This window comes from Amycolatopsis nalaikhensis, assembly GCF_030264295.1.
GTDB classification, from domain to species: domain Bacteria; phylum Actinomycetota; class Actinomycetes; order Mycobacteriales; family Pseudonocardiaceae; genus Amycolatopsis; species Amycolatopsis nalaikhensis.
Genome location: NZ_CP127173.1, coordinates 5,247,202 through 5,263,016 on the forward strand (window position 1 = coordinate 5,247,202; position 15,815 = coordinate 5,263,016).

General features: G+C 72.4%; 14 protein-coding genes. 7 read left to right on the forward strand and 7 right to left on the reverse strand.

The genetic code is table 11. The annotated features are described in order from the left end of the window. Positions 1-9: 9 nt before the first annotated feature. The 3 genes from QP939_RS25935 to QP939_RS25945 all read right to left on the reverse strand — a co-directional run bounded on the left by QP939_RS25935 (position 10) and on the right by QP939_RS25945 (position 3,930). Positions 10-903: an IS3 family transposase gene (locus QP939_RS25935; protein WP_285451740.1), complete on the reverse strand. Its 894-nt coding sequence runs from the start codon at positions 901-903 to the stop codon at positions 10-12. Further along, a complete protein-coding gene (locus QP939_RS25940) occupies positions 900-1,214 on the reverse strand; it encodes a transposase (protein ID WP_414641955.1) in 315 nt (104 codons plus the stop codon). Before QP939_RS25940 ends, QP939_RS25935 begins: the two co-directional genes overlap by 4 nt. 115 nt (positions 1,215-1,329) lie before the next feature. Next, positions 1,330-3,930 carry a CHAT domain-containing protein gene (locus QP939_RS25945; RefSeq protein ID WP_285459462.1) on the reverse strand — a complete coding sequence of 867 codons (2,601 nt, stop codon included), beginning with the start codon at positions 3,928-3,930 and terminating at the stop codon, positions 1,330-1,332. A gap of 44 nt (positions 3,931-3,974) precedes the next feature. Here QP939_RS25945 and QP939_RS25950 point away from each other — a divergent pair, with 44 nt between their 5' ends. Then, entirely contained in the window at positions 3,975-5,081 is a 1,107-nt protein-coding gene (locus QP939_RS25950) for a S8/S53 family peptidase (RefSeq protein ID WP_285459464.1), read from the forward strand. Positions 5,082-5,128: 47 nt separating this feature from the next. Here QP939_RS25950 and QP939_RS25955 read toward each other — a convergent pair whose 3' ends face one another. The 4 genes from QP939_RS25955 to QP939_RS25970 form a co-directional block, all read right to left on the reverse strand. After that, a complete protein-coding gene (locus tag QP939_RS25955; protein ID WP_285459466.1) occupies positions 5,129-5,713 on the reverse strand; it encodes a UbiX family flavin prenyltransferase in 585 nt (194 codons plus the stop codon). Further along, positions 5,710-6,975, reverse strand: a complete 1,266-nt coding sequence (locus QP939_RS25960; RefSeq protein ID WP_285459468.1) for an MFS transporter — start codon at positions 6,973-6,975, stop codon at positions 5,710-5,712. Before QP939_RS25960 ends, QP939_RS25955 begins: the two co-directional genes overlap by 4 nt. A 68-nt stretch (positions 6,976-7,043) precedes the next feature. After that, the gene (locus tag QP939_RS25965) at positions 7,044-8,369 is read right to left on the reverse strand and encodes an MFS transporter (RefSeq protein WP_285459469.1); all 1,326 of its coding nucleotides are present in this window, start codon (positions 8,367-8,369) and stop codon (positions 7,044-7,046) included. A 147-nt stretch (positions 8,370-8,516) separates the two neighbouring features. After that, entirely contained in the window at positions 8,517-9,281 is a 765-nt protein-coding gene (locus QP939_RS25970; protein WP_285459470.1) for an IclR family transcriptional regulator, read from the reverse strand. Positions 9,282-9,392: 111 nt separating this feature from the next. Here QP939_RS25970 and QP939_RS25975 point away from each other — a divergent pair, with 111 nt between their 5' ends. The 6 genes from QP939_RS25975 to QP939_RS26000 are packed head-to-tail and all read left to right on the forward strand — an operon-like array spanning position 9,393 to position 15,815. Next, entirely contained in the window at positions 9,393-9,965 is a 573-nt protein-coding gene (locus tag QP939_RS25975; RefSeq protein WP_285459472.1) for an SRPBCC family protein, read from the forward strand. Next, positions 9,965-10,849 (forward strand): FAD binding domain-containing protein, encoded by an 885-nt coding sequence (locus tag QP939_RS25980; protein ID WP_285459473.1) that lies wholly within the window; start codon positions 9,965-9,967, stop codon positions 10,847-10,849. Before QP939_RS25975 ends, QP939_RS25980 begins: the two co-directional genes overlap by 1 nt. Further along, the gene (locus QP939_RS25985; protein ID WP_285459474.1) at positions 10,806-13,133 is read left to right on the forward strand and encodes a xanthine dehydrogenase family protein molybdopterin-binding subunit; all 2,328 of its coding nucleotides are present in this window, start codon (positions 10,806-10,808) and stop codon (positions 13,131-13,133) included. Before QP939_RS25980 ends, QP939_RS25985 begins: the two co-directional genes overlap by 44 nt. Further along, entirely contained in the window at positions 13,130-13,609 is a 480-nt protein-coding gene (locus QP939_RS25990) for a (2Fe-2S)-binding protein (protein ID WP_285459476.1), read from the forward strand. The genes QP939_RS25985 and QP939_RS25990 overlap by 4 nt, the downstream gene beginning before the upstream one ends. Then, positions 13,606-14,376: an alpha/beta fold hydrolase gene (locus QP939_RS25995; protein WP_285459478.1), complete on the forward strand. Its 771-nt coding sequence runs from the start codon at positions 13,606-13,608 to the stop codon at positions 14,374-14,376. The genes QP939_RS25990 and QP939_RS25995 overlap by 4 nt, the downstream gene beginning before the upstream one ends. Further along, entirely contained in the window at positions 14,373-15,815 is a 1,443-nt protein-coding gene (locus QP939_RS26000; RefSeq protein ID WP_285459480.1) for a UbiD family decarboxylase, read from the forward strand. The genes QP939_RS25995 and QP939_RS26000 overlap by 4 nt, the downstream gene beginning before the upstream one ends.

Sequence of the window (15,815 nt, forward strand, 5' to 3'; positions counted from 1 at the left end):
TGAGTGGAATCAGGCTATCTGAGCTTCGGTGGCCGGCTGGGTGGCTGTCTCGTAGATGCTGGGGCTGAGGTAGCCGAGGCTGGAATGCCGGCGGCGGGTGTTGTACCAGCCTTCGATGTAGCTGAAGATCGCCTGGTGAGCCTCGGCTTTGGTGGGCCAGGGCTGTCGGTCGAGCAGTTCGGTTTTGATGGTGGCGAAGAACGACTCGGCCACCGCGTTGTCCCAGCACTGGCCTGTGCGGCCGACCGAGAGCCGGACTCCGGCGTCGGCGGCGGTGCGGGCGAACTGGGCCGAGGTGTACTGGCAGCCGCGGTCGGAGTGGAAGATCACCCCGGGAGCGGGGCGGCGCTGGGTGAGAGCGGTGCGTAGCGCGGTGTCGATGAGGTCGGTGCGCAGGTGGTCGGCGGTGGCCCAGCCCACGACTCGCCGGGAGGCGATGTCGATCACGGTGGCCAGATAGAGCCAGCCTTCCCCGGTGGGGATGTAGGTGATGTCCCCGCACCACCGCGTGTTGATGTCCTCGGGGTGGCAGGTGAAGTCGCGGGTGATCAGGTCCGGGCGGGCCGGGGCGGCCGGGTCGGCGACGGTGGTGGTGCGCCATCGCTTCGGTGCCCGTCCCGCTCGTCGGGCCTGGCGCATCAGCCGGGCGATGCGTTTGCGGGAATGGCGGTGCCCCTGGGCTCGCAGTTCGGCGTGCACGCGTGGTGACCCGTAGGTGCCGCGGGACTCCTCGTGCACCTCGATGATTTTCTCGGTCAGGGCGGCATCCTCGTGGGCACGCTGCGAGAGACCGGTGCGGTGGGCGTAGTAGGCGGCACGGGAGACCTTCAGCAGGGCGCAGGCACGCGTGACCGTGCCTGCGCCGCGGGCGTTCTCCGCCTCGATGAACGGGTAGACGTTCACCGGGTCTCCTTCGCGAAGAAAGCCGTCGCCCGTTTGAGGATTTCCACGTCCTCACGCAGCCGGGTGTTCTCTTTCCGCAGCGCGGCGAGCTCGGCCTTCTCGTCGCTGGTCAGCCCGTCGGTGCGGATCCCCGCGTCGCGTTCGGCCTGCACTATCCATTTCCGGACCACCGAGTCGGTCAGCTCGAAGTCCCGGACCACCTCCGGCACCGTCCGCTCGCCGCGTTGCACCAGCCCGACGATCTGGGCTTTGAACTCAGGCGTGAACACCCGCCGAGGTCGCTGCCGGGCCCGGGGCTTCTTCTTCGCCATGGGTTCCATGATGAGGGACATCCCTTCCAGGGGCTCCCGCCCCTGATCAGAGGTGTCCGCCAAACCGGGTCAAGCCCAGGACCTCCGAAGACCTGAATGACTCATTCAAGACGGCTCAACTTCCGAGGCACGTGAACCCGGCCGCCGCCGCGAGCGATGCCGGGTCGCCGTCGCGCAGCTCCAACTGTGCCGCCGCCAGCGCCGCCGCCGCGGGTTCGCCCTTCGCGAGCCGACGATGGAGCGACACCATCAGCGGCACCGTCTCCCCGTCCGGGATCGGCACCACCGACGCGACGAGCTGCGCGGTCCCGTGCGCGATGAACGTCGCGCTCAGCCCCAGCAGCTCGTCACCCGTCCGCACCACCGACCGGCCGCTCTCGCACGACGCCAGCACCAACGTGTGCGGCACCCGCGCCAGCCGCTCGAGGTCGTGCACGATCAGCGGCCCGTCGTGCAAGCGCAGCCGCGAAAACAACGGGTTGTCCGTCGAGAGCTGCCCGTGCGCGGCCAGGTGCGCCAGCCGAGCCGTGGCCAGGCCGGAGAGCACAGCGTCCACTGTGGACGACGCAGGGGCGACCCCGTGGATCGCCGCCACCGCACGGGCTTCCTCCTCGGCACCCGGCAACCCGGGCCCGGAGGCGACCAGGACCGGCCCCGCGACGGCCTCCGTCCCCACCGCCTGGTGCCACAACGTCGCCGACGGCGTCACGCTCACCGCCCGTCCCGCGCACGACGGCAGCACCGACCACGGAACCCCGTGCAACGCCCCGGTCGGCGCGACCACCAACGGCCTGCCGTCCGCTTCGCGCAACGGCTCCAGCAACGCCGTGTCGAGCCGCTTCGCGCTCGTCGTCAGCAACGCCGTCAGTGACGCTCCGCGCCGGTCGAGGCGGGCCAGGCGGTGGAGGGCGAACCGCACCCGGTCGACGAGGTCCGCGATCGGTGCCACCGGGCCCAGCGCGTGCAGCCGCAGCCGCCCGGCGGCCAGCGTGAGCGCGTGGAGCGTGCCGTCCAGCTGCAGGAACTCCACGAGCGCGTGCTCCCCGAGCGCCGCCGTGAGCCGCCCGGACGACACCGGGGACGGCGGGGTGGCGGCGGCCGTGCCCGGGTGGCGGCGCGTGTGGTCGCGGATCCGCCGCTCCAGCGCGATCCGCCGGTGCGCGGGCACCACGCCGCCGCGGTCGATCTCGGCGACGACCACCCGCAGCTCCGCCAGCAACGCCGCCAGCTCCGGGTCGGCCACTGGCCGGACCGGACGGTTCAGCAGGCGGCTCGCCCGTCCGCGTTCCGCCCACTCCAGCACGGCGGCCGGGCGTCCCTCCCGCAGCGCCGACCGCAACCCCAGCTCGGCCAGCTCACGCCGGTGCGCCGCCGAATGCACCCAAAGGTCGGTGGCGCCCAGCGCGGCCGCGTGCTCGTCGAGGATCCGCAACCCGTTCCGGGCCGCCCGTCGCGCGTCGCCGATGTCCTTTTCGGACTGTCGCAACACGGCTTCGGCATACCACCCGCGGGCCCGCAGGGTCGCCGGGCCGCGCTTCCGCACCTCGCTCGCCAGGAGGAGGTGCTCGCGCGCCGCGTCGTCCTGCCGACGCCGGAGCAGCACCTGCGCCGCGATCAACCGGGCTTCCACCGCCGCCGCGGGCCAGCCGGCGGCCGTGAGCGTGTCCGCCATCCCCGTCACGGCTTCGAGCGGCACGCGCGGCACCCGCCCGGCCGCCGATTCGGCGCGCAGCACGGCCAGCCGGGCCACCGCCGCCCACTCGCCGCGGCCCTGCCGGGCGAACTCGCGGCTCGCCTGACGCGCGTGCGTTACCGCGGTTTCCCAGCCGCCGCCGAGAAAAGCCGCCTGGGACAGCAGCAGCCGGGCTTCGGGGACGTTGAGCAGACGGTGTTCCCGCCAGTAGGTCGCCACCGCGCGTTCGGCCGATTCCCTGGCCTCGCTCGCGACGCCCGCCGCCAGCAGCAGCTCCGCGCGGTGCCGGTGCACCCAGCCGAGCTGGGCGCCGTGCTCGGAGATGATCCGCTCGGCGCGGTCGAGGTGGCCGAGCGCGGCGGGCACGTCGCCGCGGAACGCCTCGACCCGCCCGAGGTTCTCCGCGATGATCCCGACGGTCAGCTCGCGGCCCAGCTCGCGCGCGAGCCGTTCGGCCTCCAGCAGGTCGGCCTTCGCGGCGGCGAAGGCGTAGCGGTCGGACTGCAGGAACGCCCGGTTGATCAGCATCCGCTGCACGCCGAGCAGGTCTCCGGTGCGCCGCAACGTCGCCAGCGCCGTGCGGAAGTCCGCCAGCGCCTCGTCGACCCGGCCCGCCTGGTTCAGCACGATCGCCCGCTGCGCGAGGGCCCGGGCCGCGGACGCGCCGGTCAGGTCCGGCAGCGCCGCGTCGACCTCCCGCAACGCCGCAGCCGGACGACCCTGCTGCGCCAGCGCGTACGCCAGCTTCATCCGGGCTTCGGCCACCAGCGCCGCCGACCCGGCCGCGCGGCCGGCGGCCATGGACCGGCGCAGGTGCCGGACGGCGTCGTCCATTTCGCCGCAGTGCAGCAGCGCGTGGCCCCAGGCGCGTTCGGCGACCGCCAGCGCGGCCGGGTCGCGGTCGCGACGGGCCAGGCGCACGGCCGGGGCGGCCAGCGGGAGCGCCCGGCCCGGGTCGAGGTCGGCCATCCGCATCGCGTCCTCGGCCGCCTCGCGCGCCGGGTGATGCATCAGGACGGCCATCAGCGACTCCGATGGGTAGACGCCACCGACGAAAGGTACCGAACATGGCCACCCAGGACGAACCGTTCCGCACCACCGTGCCCGGGGAGCTCGTCGTCGACCTCGAGCACCTGGGTCTGATCGAGACGGAGCTGGCCGCGCTCGACGTCGACCACTCCGTCAAGGAGACGCACGAGCTGCTCGGGTTGGCTCTGCTGAGCGGGTTCGGCGAAAGCGAGGCGGCGCTGGACGGGGTGCTCCACGAGCTGCGCCGCCGGTTCAGCGGGCGGTTCGGCGGCTGGTTCCCGGAGCTGGGCAAGCAGCGCGTCGCCGACCTGGTCCGCCCGGCCGGGCCGAAACCGATGTCCGAAGGTCTGCCCGAACCGGCGGACCCGGTCGTGATCCCGACTCCCGAGGCGGGCGGGCCCACCGTCCGCGTCGGCGTGGTCGACACGCCCGTGTACCACCACGAGAGCCTGCCCGAGGAGTGGGTGACGGCCGACGAGTGGGGCACCGGCGTGCCGGACGTCCCGCGGGCCGGGCACGGGACGTTCGTGACGAGCCTGATCCGGCAGGGCGCCCCGCGTGCCCACGTCTCCGTCCGAGGAGCGTTGAAGGGGCTTGAAAACACCGCGGACGCCTGGGACGCCGCGGTCGCGATCGTCGAGCTCGGGCAGCGGGTCGACCTGCTCAACCTGTCGTTCGCCGCCTACACCGAGGACGGCGACGCGCCGCTGGTGATCCGCCGCGCGATCGAGCGGGTGCCCTCGGGCGTGCTGGTCGTCGCGGCGGCCGGGAACCACGGTGACGTGATCGGCTTGGTGCGCGGCCGCACGTCGCGGTCGCCGAGCTACCCGGCGGCCATGCCACGGGTGGTCGCCGTCGGGTCGTCCGGCCTCATCGGGTCGACCGGCGGGAAGGTTGAACCCGGCAGCGCGACGCTGTCGGAGTTCACCCCGAAGCTGCCGTGGGTCGACCGCACCACCCGGGGTGTCGCGGTGACCGGCGCGGTCCCCGGCGGCTGGGCGACGTGGAGCGGCACGTCGTTCGCCGCGGCCCGGGTCACCGGCCTGGTCGCGGACCAGATGGCGACCGCGGGGGTGTCCGCCGCGGACGCCCTGGAGCTGATCGAGAGCTTGGTGCCCGTGTTCGAGTGGACGGGCGAAGCCTGACGCCGGGCGGCCGGACCACGCCGAGGGGAGCGTGGTCCGGCCGGGGGCTACGACCTCCGCGCCAGGTCGCCCCGCCAGGGCTCCGGCGCGAGGTCGCGCAGCCCGGCGCGGGCCAGCGCGCGCCGGACGGTGTGCTCGACGAGCTCGTCCACCGAAACCGGGTGCGGGTAGAACGCGGGCACCGGCGGGGCGATGATCGCGCCCGCCTCCGCGGCGGCCGTCATCGCCCGCAGGTGACCCACGTGCAGCGGGGTTTCCCGCACCATCAGCACCAAGGGGCGGCCCTCCTTCAAGCACACGTCCGCGGCGCGGCTGACCAGGTCGTCGGTGTAGCTGTGGGCGATCGCCGACAGCGTCTTGACCGAGCAGGGCGCGACGAGCATGGCGTCCACCGGGAACGAGCCGGAGGCGATGGACGCCCCGATCTCGCCCGGCCGGTGCCGCACGGCGGCGAGCTTGCCCAGCTCCTCCGGCGACAGCCCGCACTCGTGCCGCAGGGTCACCGCACCCGCCTTCGACAGGACGAGGTGCACCTCGACGTCCGGCCGGTCGGCCAGCAGCTCCAGCATCCGCACGCCGTAGACCGCGCCGGTGGCCCCGGTGATCGCGACGACGACGGTGCGCGGGCTCATTCGATCGCCTCGATGCGGCGGCCGGTCTTGTCCGGGGCGAGCAGGGCGAGGGCCGCGCCGGCCACCGGGCCGACGATGCCGAGCGCCAGCGCGAGCGGCACGGTCCCGGCGAGCGAGAGCGCGACGAGCGGGAACAGCCCGGCCCCGAAGCCGCGTCCGGCGTAGTAGCTGAGGTTCGAGCCGCTGGAGCGGACCCGCGTCGGGAAGAACTCGGCCATCCAGATGCCGAGCACGCCGAAGCCGCCGCTGCCGCCGGCGCACATCATCAGCGCCCAGAACGTCGGGTAGGCCCAGAAGTCCGTGCCGATCTTCGTCGACCCGCTCAGCACGAGGCTCAGCAGCCACCCGAAGCCCAGCACGCCGAACAACGCCGACGCGAAGAACGCCCACTTGCGCCGCAGGACGTCGGACAGGATCCCGGTCACCGGGTAGGTGATCGCCGTGACGACCAGTCCCAAGAGGACGATCAGGCTGGCGGTGCCCAGCGGCACCTTCTCCACCTTGATCAGGAACGTCGACAGGTAGGAGATCAGCGAGTTCGTGGTGAGGAACAATGCCGTGGCCAGCGCCATGAACACGATCGTGCCGCGCGCGTAGCCGCCGCGGAACACGTCGAGCAGCGGGACCTTGGTGCGCCGCAGGTGTTCCGGCACCCGTCCGCCCTTCAGCTCGCGCTGGTAGGTCCGCCACTGCTCGGACTCGGGCAGCAGCACCGCCGCGGCCGCGCCGATCACCAGCGTCGTGACGCCGATCAGGACGTACCCCGTGCGCCAGCCGCGGTCCTCGCCGAACTCGACGAGGCAGAAGTACACCACGCCCTCGGTCAGGATCTGCCCGACGAAGTACATCGCCTGGATCGAGCCGCCCATCATGCCGCGCTTGCGGGTCTTCCAGCACTCGGCGAACATCGAGAACGACAGGCCGAACAGGCCGCCCATGCCGACGCCGGCGAGCAGCCGGGTCAGCAGGAACACGAAGTAGTTCGGGGCGAGCCCGCCGAGCAGCGCGGCGACGCCGAAGGCCAGCACCGAACCGGTGTAGGTCCACCGCCTGCCGAAGAGGTCGCCGAGCCAGCCGCACAGGATGCCGCCCGCGATCGAGGCGAACCCCTGCAGCGTGGCGACCTGCACGATCTGGATGGTGCTGACGTGGAAGCTCTCCGCCAGGTAGGACAGCGGGTAGCCGACGAGGTTGAGCTCCGCGCCGTCGAACAGCGTGCCGAGGAACGCGAAGAACAGGATGCGGGCCGTTTTCGAGCGCACTGGGGTGAGCCCACCGGTTCCGGTGGGCTTTGCGAGGGTCGACAAGGAAGGTTCCCTTTCCCGGGGGTTCAGTCGGGCAGCTTCTGCCCGCGCGTTTCGGGGCAGAACGGCGCGACGACCAGGCCGAGCACGTAGATCATCCCGACGGCGGTCGCGGCGATGCCGTACCCGCCGAGCTTCGAGATGATCGCGCCGGCGGTCAGCGGGCCGAGGAAGGCGACGAACCGGGCGGCGTTGAACACGAACGCCGCGCCGGTGGCGCGCAGGTGGGTGGGGTAGAACTCGGGCAGCCACACCGGCATCCAGGTGTACTGGCCCAGCGTGAAGAACCCGTTGACCACGAGCACGACCACGATCAGGCCGAGGCTGTGCGTCCACAGGAACAGCACCGGCGTGAGGACCAGGGAGGCGCCGAAGTACAGCAGCACCGCGGGTTTCCGGCCGATCCGGTCGGCGAGGAAGCCGAAGCCGATGTACCCGGCGATCGCGCCGGCGTTGTAGATCATCCCAGCCCAGCTCGCCCACGCGGTGGCCGGCTGCCCGGAGGCCGCGGCGCGCGAGGCGACGTACGCGGGGACCCACGTCGAGATGCCCCACCAGCCGAGGGTGGTGACCAGGGACATCAGCGAGCCGAGGATGGTCAGCCTGCGCAGCTTGGGATCGACCAGGATCTGGCGCAGGGTCAGGCGGGTGAACGACTTTTCGTGCGCGGTCAGCTCACCGTCGGCCCGCTGCCGCAGGGCGCGACGCCGGCTGTGCGCGCTGGTCCACGAGTCGGACTCGGGCACCGTGCGGCGCAGCCACAGCGCGAACACCGCGGGCAGCACGCCGATGAGGAACATGTACCGCCAGGAGTTCGTGCCCAGCGGGGCGATGAAGTACCAGCAGGCCGACGCGACGAAGAACCCGAGTCCCAGCCCGCACTGCATGAGCCCGGCCGCCTTGGCGCGGGCGTGCGCCGGCCAGGTCTCGGCCACGAGCGACGTGCCGGTGCCCCACTCCGAGCCGAGCGCGAAGCCGGTGATGAACCGCAGGACCAGGAACGACGTCCACGACCACGAAACCGCGGTGAGGCCGGTGAACGCCGCGTACAGCACCATCGACGTGAGCAGGGCCCGCCGACGGCCGAAGTAGTCGGCGAACACGCCGCCGAGGATGCCGCCGAACCCCCAGCCCAGCAGCGTGACGGCGATCGTCACGCCGGTCAGGAACGACACCTGCGTCGCCGGGGCGCCGGGCTCGAGTGTCTTCAGGACGAGACTCGCGGTCAGGATGAGCGCGTAGGTCTCGAAGCCGTCGAACAGCCAGCCGAGGTTCGCGGCGAGCAGGGACCGCCACTGGGTCCGGTTCAGCGTCTTGGCCCAGGGTTTCCGGACGAGGGCGACCTCGGACACGGGGATCTCCTTTCCGGGCCGCCGCGGGCCGGAGCTTGTCCTCCATCGAGGACATCGAGTCCTGCATGCGGAACCGTAAGCGAGCCGCAGGGCGAGGTCAAGGAACGATCCGGCCGCTCGGATCGTGGAGTTCCCGTGGAAGCGGAACTATTCCGCGGTTTTCACCGCGCCTCCGGTGCGTTCGGTGATGCGAAGGGCGCAATCGCGGATCAAGGCACCGTAATGATCCACAGTGGACTCGTTGAGTTCCGAGGCGAACGCCAGCGAACAGACGACCAGGCAGACGCGGCCCTGCGCGTCGAAGACCGGCGCCGCCACGCCGGACTGGCCGAGGTCGTACTCCCGGATGCTCTCGGCGTACCCGCGCTCACGGGTGTCCTCCAGGACCTCGCGCAGCTCGTCGGGGGTCGCGACCGTCTCGGGGGTGAACTCCTCGACGCCGAACCGCGCGACCAGCCGGTCGACTTCGGCCGGGTCGGACCAGGCGTGGAAGGCGCGCATGATCGCGGGCGCGGAGAACGGGAACGTGTCGCCGACGCCGACGGTGATCCGCACGCCCTTGCCGCGGTCGCCCTTGGCCAGCACCGAGTACTCGCCCTTCCCGTGCGGCTGCACCGCGAAGACGACGAAGTTGATCCGCTGGTTGAGCTCGTCCAGTTCCTGCTGCACGATCTCGGTGACCCAGTCCTCGGAGAGGCGGGCCATCGCGAGCAGCCGCGGGCCGAGCGACCAGCCGTCGCGGCTGGTGGTCCAGCCGGCCCGCTGCAGGGTGCCGAGGATGTTGTAGCAGGTGCTGCGGTTGAGCCCGAGTTCCTCGATGAGCACCCCGGAGGCCACCGGTTCCGGCCAGTCCCTGGCGATCCGCTCCAGGAGCCGCACGGCGCTCAGCACCGCTGGTACGTCGCTCGTCATCCTCGCCCCTCGTCGTTCTTCCTTCGCGCACGGTAGCCGAGCCGGTTTGCTTGTCGCCAGGACCGTGTTAGTGTCCTCTATAGCAGACACTAAGTCCTCTCTGGTGGTCACATGAAGCTCGGATCCTCATTCCTCGTCCCCGCGGGGCACGATCGCGTGTTCGCGCACTTCCTCGATCCCGACACGATGCGGGTCAGCGTCCCCGGCTGCACGGAGCTGGACCGCTCGGACCCGGCGCACTACCGCGGGCGGCTCGTGAACGAGATCGCCCACGTGCGCTTCAGCGCCGGGTTCTCCGCGGAGATCACCGACCTGCGCGAGCCCGAACAGGTGCGGGCGCTGCTCAAGGGGGAGGACCACAAGCTCGGCAGCTCGATCAAGATCGACGCGCTGCTCGGCGTCCGCCCCGACGGCCCGGACTCGTCCAAAGTGGAGTACAGCCTGGACGTGGCGATCTGGGGCCGGATCGGCCGGCTCGGCGAGTCGCTCGTGCGCCGCCGCTCCCAGGAAGTCGAGAAGGAGTTCGTCGCGGCCTTCTCCGAGATCTGCGCCGCGGGCCCGCCCGGGCCGGGCAACCCCGGCCTGCGCAGCGTGCTGGAACGCCGCAACGGCCCGGTTGACGCCCCCGCGCGGGTTTCCTGGTGGCGTCGCCTGTTCGCGCGCCTGTTCGGGAAGAAGAGCTGATGCCCGTCTACCACTACCCGGACACGCTCGCCGAAGCCTGCTCGATCATGGCCGCGGGTGACGACGCGATGGTCTACGGCGGCGGCACCGCCGTCCAGATCCTGCTCAAGCAGGGCGTGCTGTTCGCCTCCGACCTGGTGGACATCGGCGCGGTCCCCGGGCTCGGCGAGATCGCGAAGACCAAGCACGGCCTGCGCGCCGGCCCGCTGGTGACGTTGCGGCAGATGGAAACCAGCCCGCTGGTGCGGGAGATCGCGCCGCTGGCCGCTGAGGTCTACGGCCGCGTCGCGAACCCGCGCGTGCGCAACACCGCGAGCGTCGGCGGCAACCTCGCGCACGGCGACTACCGGCTCGACCCACCGACCGCGCTGATGGTGCTCGACGCCGACATCGAGCTCACGTCGTCGCGGGGCAAGCGGAGCGTGCCCGCGCGGGAGTTCTTCGTCGACTTCCAGCAGACCGCGCTGCGGCCCGGCGAGATCATCACCGCGGTCGAGATCCCCCGCCAGCCCGAAGACGCGGGCGCGCACTTCGCGAAGCTGTCGAGCCTCGCGGTCAACGACTGGCCCGCCGCGTCCGCCGCCGTGCTGGTGGTGCCCGCCTCCCGCGGCCGCCGCCAGGTGCGGCTCGGCCTCGGCGCCTTGGCCCACGTGCCGGTGTTCACCCAGTTCGAGCTGGCCTCGGACACCCCGGTCGACGAGGTCGTGGCCACGGCTCGCGAGGTGGCGAGCCCGCTGATCGACCCCCTCCCCGACGTGCGCGGGGGAAGCGCTTACAAGACGCGGCTCGGCCTGGTGGCCGTCGAAGAAGCCGTGCGATCTTCCTGGAAGGAGCGAGACGATGAGCGGCGAATCCCGTTCCTCGGCCGGCGTCGCCGTCGGTGAGCGGTGGGCCCGCACCGACGGGCGGGCCAAGGTCCGCGGCGAGTTCCGGTACGCGGCCGAAGAGCCGGTCCGGCCCTGCCTCGACCTCGCCGTGCACCGCAGCACCCGCCCGCACGCGAAGATCGTCTCGGTCGACACGAGCCGGGCGCTCGCGGTCGACGGCGTCGTCGCGGTGGTCACCGGCGCGGACCTGTTCGCGCTGCTCGGCGAGCGGCTGATGACCGGACCCGCGTTCTCCGACCAGCCGTGCCTCGCCGTGGACAAGGTCCGCTACGTCGGCGAGCCGGTCGCGGCGGTGCTCGCCCACGGCGTCGCGGCGGCGCGCCGCGCGGCCGAAGAGATCCAGGTCGACTACGCCGAGCTGGAGCCGGTGCACGACGTCGACGCCGCCATCGCGGGCAGTGCGTACGTGCACGAGGAGCTGCGGCCGTCGGCGGTGTTCGGCGACCTGAAGCACCTGCGCGGCAAGCGCGACACGAACGTCAACTACGAGTTCAACCTCCGCCGCGGCGACCCCGACACGGCGAAGGGCGCCACCACGGTCAGCGCGGAGTTCTGGGCGCCGCCGACCCACCACGTCCCGATCGAGCTGCCGTACGCGGCCGCGTGGCCCGAGGGCGACCGGCTCGAACTGCTCGCGACGACGCAGACGCCGTCGTACGTCCGGCAGAGCCTGGCCGACCTGCTCGACCTGCCGCTCAACCGGGTCCGGGTGCGGACCGCGCCGCTCGGCGGCAGCTTCGGCGCGAAGATGTACGACCGGCTCGAGCCGCTGGTCGCGGCCCTGGCGTGGACGCAGCGCCAGGCGGTGCGGATCACCGCCACCCGCGAAGAGGCGTTCCTGCTGACCACGCGCCACGGCGCGGCGGTGTCCGGCAGCATGACCGCGGACGAGCACGGCAAGCTCGTCGCCGCCACCGCCGACGTCCGGTACGACACCGGCGCGTACGCCGACGTCGGCCCGCGCATCACCGCGAAGTCCGGCATGGTCGCCACCGGACCGTACAAAGTGGACAACGTGCGGGTGCGCTCCCGGTGCGTCTACACGAACAAGCCGTCGGCCGGGCCGTTCCGCGGGTTCGGGGTGCCGCAGGTGACGTGGGCGCACGAGTCCCTTGTGGACGAGCTCGCGCGTGAGCGCGGCGAGGACCCGGCGGAGTTCCGGCGGCGCAACCTGCTGCGGGAAGGCGACGTCGCCCCAGTCGGCACGCCCATGCACAGCGCGGACTTCGTCGGCTGCCTCGACGCGGTCACCGAGGCCATCGGCTGGTCCGAGCCGCTGCCGCCCGCCGAAGGCCGGTTCCGGCGCGGCCGCGGCGTCGCGGTCGGGATCAAGGCCGTGCTGACGCCGACGATCTCCAACGCCACCGTGCAGCTCAACCAGGACGGCTCGGCCACGGTGCTGATCAGCACCGTCGACATGGGCCAGGGCAGCGACACGATCATGGCGCAGATCGCCGCCGAGGTGCTGTGCCTCGGCGAGGGCCGGGTCCGGGTCGTCGGCGCGGACACCGACGTCACGCCGTACGACACGATCACCGCCGGTTCGCGCTCGACCTACCACACCGGCAACGCCGTGCGCCTGGCCGCGGAGTCCATGCGGGACAAGCTGACCGCGCTCGCGGCGAAGCACTTCGACGTCGAGCCGACCGACATCAAGATCACCGGCGACGGGCTCGTCAGCGCCCAGAACCAGGCCACCGTCAGCGTTTCCGACCTGCTGCACGCCCACTTCGGCGCTCGCGGCACGACGCTCACGGCGGAAGCGAACTTCACCACGTCGTGGCAGCCCTACGACCACGAGACCGGGCAGTCCGCGCAGGTCACCGAGCACTGGTTCGCCGGTGCCGCGGCCGTCCAGCTGACCGTGGACACCGCGACCGGCCGCGTGCACGTCGAGCACCTCGCGGTGGCCGGCGACGTCGGCCGCGCGATCAACCCGGCGCTCGTCGAGCAGCAGCTGTCCGGCTCGGCGGTGATGGGCCTCGGGCACGCGCTGTTCGACCAGCTCGTGTTCGACGAGGGCCAGATCGTCAACGGCACCCTGCTGGACTACCAGCTGCCGTCCATCAAGGACATGCCGGACAAGCTGACCCCGATCGTCATCGAAAGCCCGCACCGGACGGGCCCGTTCGGCGCCAAGGGCGTCGGCGAGACGGCGATCATCCCGCTGGCGCCGGCGATCGCCAACGCCGTGCGCGACGCGACCGGCGTCCGGCTCACCGAGCTGCCGCTGACCCCGGAACGGATCCTCACCGCCATCACCGAGCAGGAGCAGTCATGAGGGAGATCCAGCTGACCGTCAACGGGCGGCGCCGCCGCCTCGCGGTCGCCGACGACGAGCTGCTGCTCGACGTCCTGCGGCGCGACTTCGGCGTGACCAGCGCCCGCGAAGGCTGCGGCGTCGGCGCGTGCGGGGCCTGCACGGTGCTGGTCGGCGGCCGCAGCGTGTCGAGCTGCCTGGCCCGCGCGACCCGGTACGACGACGCCGAGATCACCACGGCGGACGGCCTGCCGGAGGACGACGAGGTGGTCGAGGAGTTCGTCGCCGCCCGCGCGATGCAGTGCGGCTACTGCATTCCCGGGTTCGTGCTGATGACGCACGAGCTGCTGGCGGAGAACCCGAGCCCGAGCGACGACGACGTCACCGAGCACCTGGAAGGCAACATCTGCCGCTGCGGCACCTACGGCGAGATCCGCACCGCGATCAAGGCCGCGGCCGCCCGCCGCGAGGCCCGCGAGGGAAGGAAGAGCGCGTGAAGGAGATCAACGTCCGCCGCACCGGGACGCACGGCCGTCCCGTCGTCCTGCTGCACCCGCTCGCGCTCAGCGGCGCGGTGTGGGACCCGGTCGCCGAGTACCTCGGCACCCGCCACCAGGTGCTCGCGCTCGACGCGCGCGGCCACGGCGAGTCCGCTTGGGACGGTGCCGAGTTCACCGTGGAGGACATGGCCGCCGACGCGGCCGCCGTCATCGAGGACTTCGGCGCCGGTCCGGCGGACGTCATCGGGTTGTCCATGGGCGGCAGCACCGCCCTCGCGCTCGCGGTGGCGCGCCCGGACCTCGTGCACCGCCTCGTGCTGGCCGACGCGACCGCCTGGTACGGCCCGAACCGCGTCGCGGAGTGGGCCGAACGCGCCGAGCGCGCGCTGAAGCTCGACCGGCACGCCCAGCTGGAGTTCCAGCGGGACCGGTGGTTCGCCGACGCCTTCCGCGCCGAGCACCCCGAGGAAGTCGAGCGCGTGTGCGACATCTTCGTCGCGACCGACTCGAAGGCCCACGCGGCCGCCTGCCGCGCGCTCGGCGCGCTGGACGCCCGTGACCGGCTCGGCGACGTCCGGGCCGAAACGCTCGTCCTGGTCGGGGCCGAGGACTACGCGACCCCGCCGTCGATGGCGCGGGAGCTGGCCGCCGGGATCGCGGGCGCGCGGTTGCGGGTGCTCGAGCACGCCCGGCACCTGAGCCTGCTCGAACGGCCCGACCTGTGGCCGGTCGTCGCCGCGCACTTCGCCGGGGAGCCGTCGTGACCGAACCCCTGCTGAGCCTGCGTTCGCACCTCGACGCCGTCGCCGGGTTCGGCGAGCTGCGCACCGTGCGGGGCGCGCACTGGGACCTCGAGCTGGGCGGGATCGCCGAGCTGAGCTACCGGCTGCCCGGGTCGCCCGCCGTGCTGTTCGACGAGATCGCGGGCTACCCGGCCGGGATGCGGGTGCTCACCGGCAGCACGGCGTCGCCGCGGCGGTTCGGCCGGACCTTGCGGCTGGGCGACGACCTCGACGACGTCGGGGTCGTCGACGCGTTGCGCGGCAAGCCGTCGCGCTGGGCGGCGGCGGCCCGGCAGTTCCCGGTGCTCCCGGTCGACGACGCGCCGCTGCTGGCGAACGAAGTGCCGGGGGAGAAGGTCGACCTGCTCTCGTTCCCGGTGCCGCGCTGGCACGCCCACGACGGCGGGCGGTTCATCGGCACCGGCTGCTTCGTCGTCACCAGCGACCCGGACACCGGCGTGCACAACGGTGGCTGCTACCGGATGGAGGTCGCCGACGACGGCCGCGGCGTCACCCTCGCGGTCGTGCCGGGCAAGCACGGCGACCAGAACATCCGGCGCTGGTTCGAAAAGGAGGGCCGCGCGCCGGTCACCGTCTCCTTCGGACACGACCCGCTGCTGCTCGTGCTGGGCGGAACCGAGGTACCGCACGGGATTTCCGAGCTGGAGTACGCCGGCGCGGTGCTCGGCGAGCGGGTCCCGGTCGTCACCGGACCGGACACCGGCCTGCCGATCCCGGCGGGCAGCGAGCTGGCGATCGAAGGCTGGCTGCGGCCGGACCACCTGCGCGAGGAAGGCCCGTTCGGCGAGTGGACCGGGTACTACTCGGGCCGCCGCCGCCCGAACCTCGCCATCGACATCACGCGGCTGTACCACCGGGACGACCCGATCCTGCTCGGCGCGCCGCCGGGCAAGCCGCCGCACGACTACTCGTACATGCGCACGGTGATGAAGTCGGCGATGATCCAGGACGAGCTGGCGGCGTCGGGCGTCCCGGGTGTGGTCAAGGCGTGGGCCCACGAGTCGGGCGGCGGGCGGCTGTTCATCGCGGTGTCGCTGCGGCAGCGGTACGCGGGACACGCGCGTCAGGTGGCCTACCTGACGGCCCAGTGCCCGGCGGCGGCGTACATGAACCGGTACGTCGTGGTGGTGGACGACGACGTCGACCCGGCGGACCTGGACCAGGTGATCTGGGCGATGTCCACGCGCAGCGATCCCGTCCAGGACATCGAGGTGATGAAGCGGACGTGGGGCAGCAAGCTGGATCCGCTGTCGGTGGAGGGCGAGCCGCCGTTCAACAGCCGCGCGATCATCGACGCGTGCCGCCCGTACGAGCGCCTGGACACGTTCCCGCGGGTGGCCGAAAGCGACCCGGAGTTCCTGCGCGAGCTCGCGGCGAAGTGGCGGGACGCGCTGGCGTAG

Bases quoted from the DNA above. Each gene is read 5' to 3' on its own strand.
- QP939_RS25940 (WP_414641955.1), bottom strand. From the start codon at position 1,214: ATGGCGAAGAAGAAGCCCCGGGCCCGGCAGCGACCTCGGCGGGTGTTC.
- QP939_RS25945 (WP_285459462.1), bottom strand. From the start codon at position 3,930: ATGGCCGTCCTGATGCATCACCCGGCGCGCGAGGCGGCCGAGGACGCG.
- QP939_RS25950 (WP_285459464.1), top strand. From the start codon at position 3,975: ATGGCCACCCAGGACGAACCGTTCCGCACCACCGTGCCCGGGGAGCTC.
- QP939_RS25955 (WP_285459466.1), bottom strand. From the start codon at position 5,713: ATGAGCCCGCGCACCGTCGTCGTCGCGATCACCGGGGCCACCGGCGCG.
- QP939_RS25970 (WP_285459470.1), bottom strand. From the start codon at position 9,281: ATGACGAGCGACGTACCAGCGGTGCTGAGCGCCGTGCGGCTCCTGGAG.
- QP939_RS25975 (WP_285459472.1), top strand. From the start codon at position 9,393: ATGAAGCTCGGATCCTCATTCCTCGTCCCCGCGGGGCACGATCGCGTG.
- QP939_RS25980 (WP_285459473.1), top strand. From the start codon at position 9,965: ATGCCCGTCTACCACTACCCGGACACGCTCGCCGAAGCCTGCTCGATC.
- QP939_RS25985 (WP_285459474.1), top strand. From the start codon at position 10,806: ATGAGCGGCGAATCCCGTTCCTCGGCCGGCGTCGCCGTCGGTGAGCGG.
- QP939_RS25990 (WP_285459476.1), top strand. From the start codon at position 13,130: ATGAGGGAGATCCAGCTGACCGTCAACGGGCGGCGCCGCCGCCTCGCG.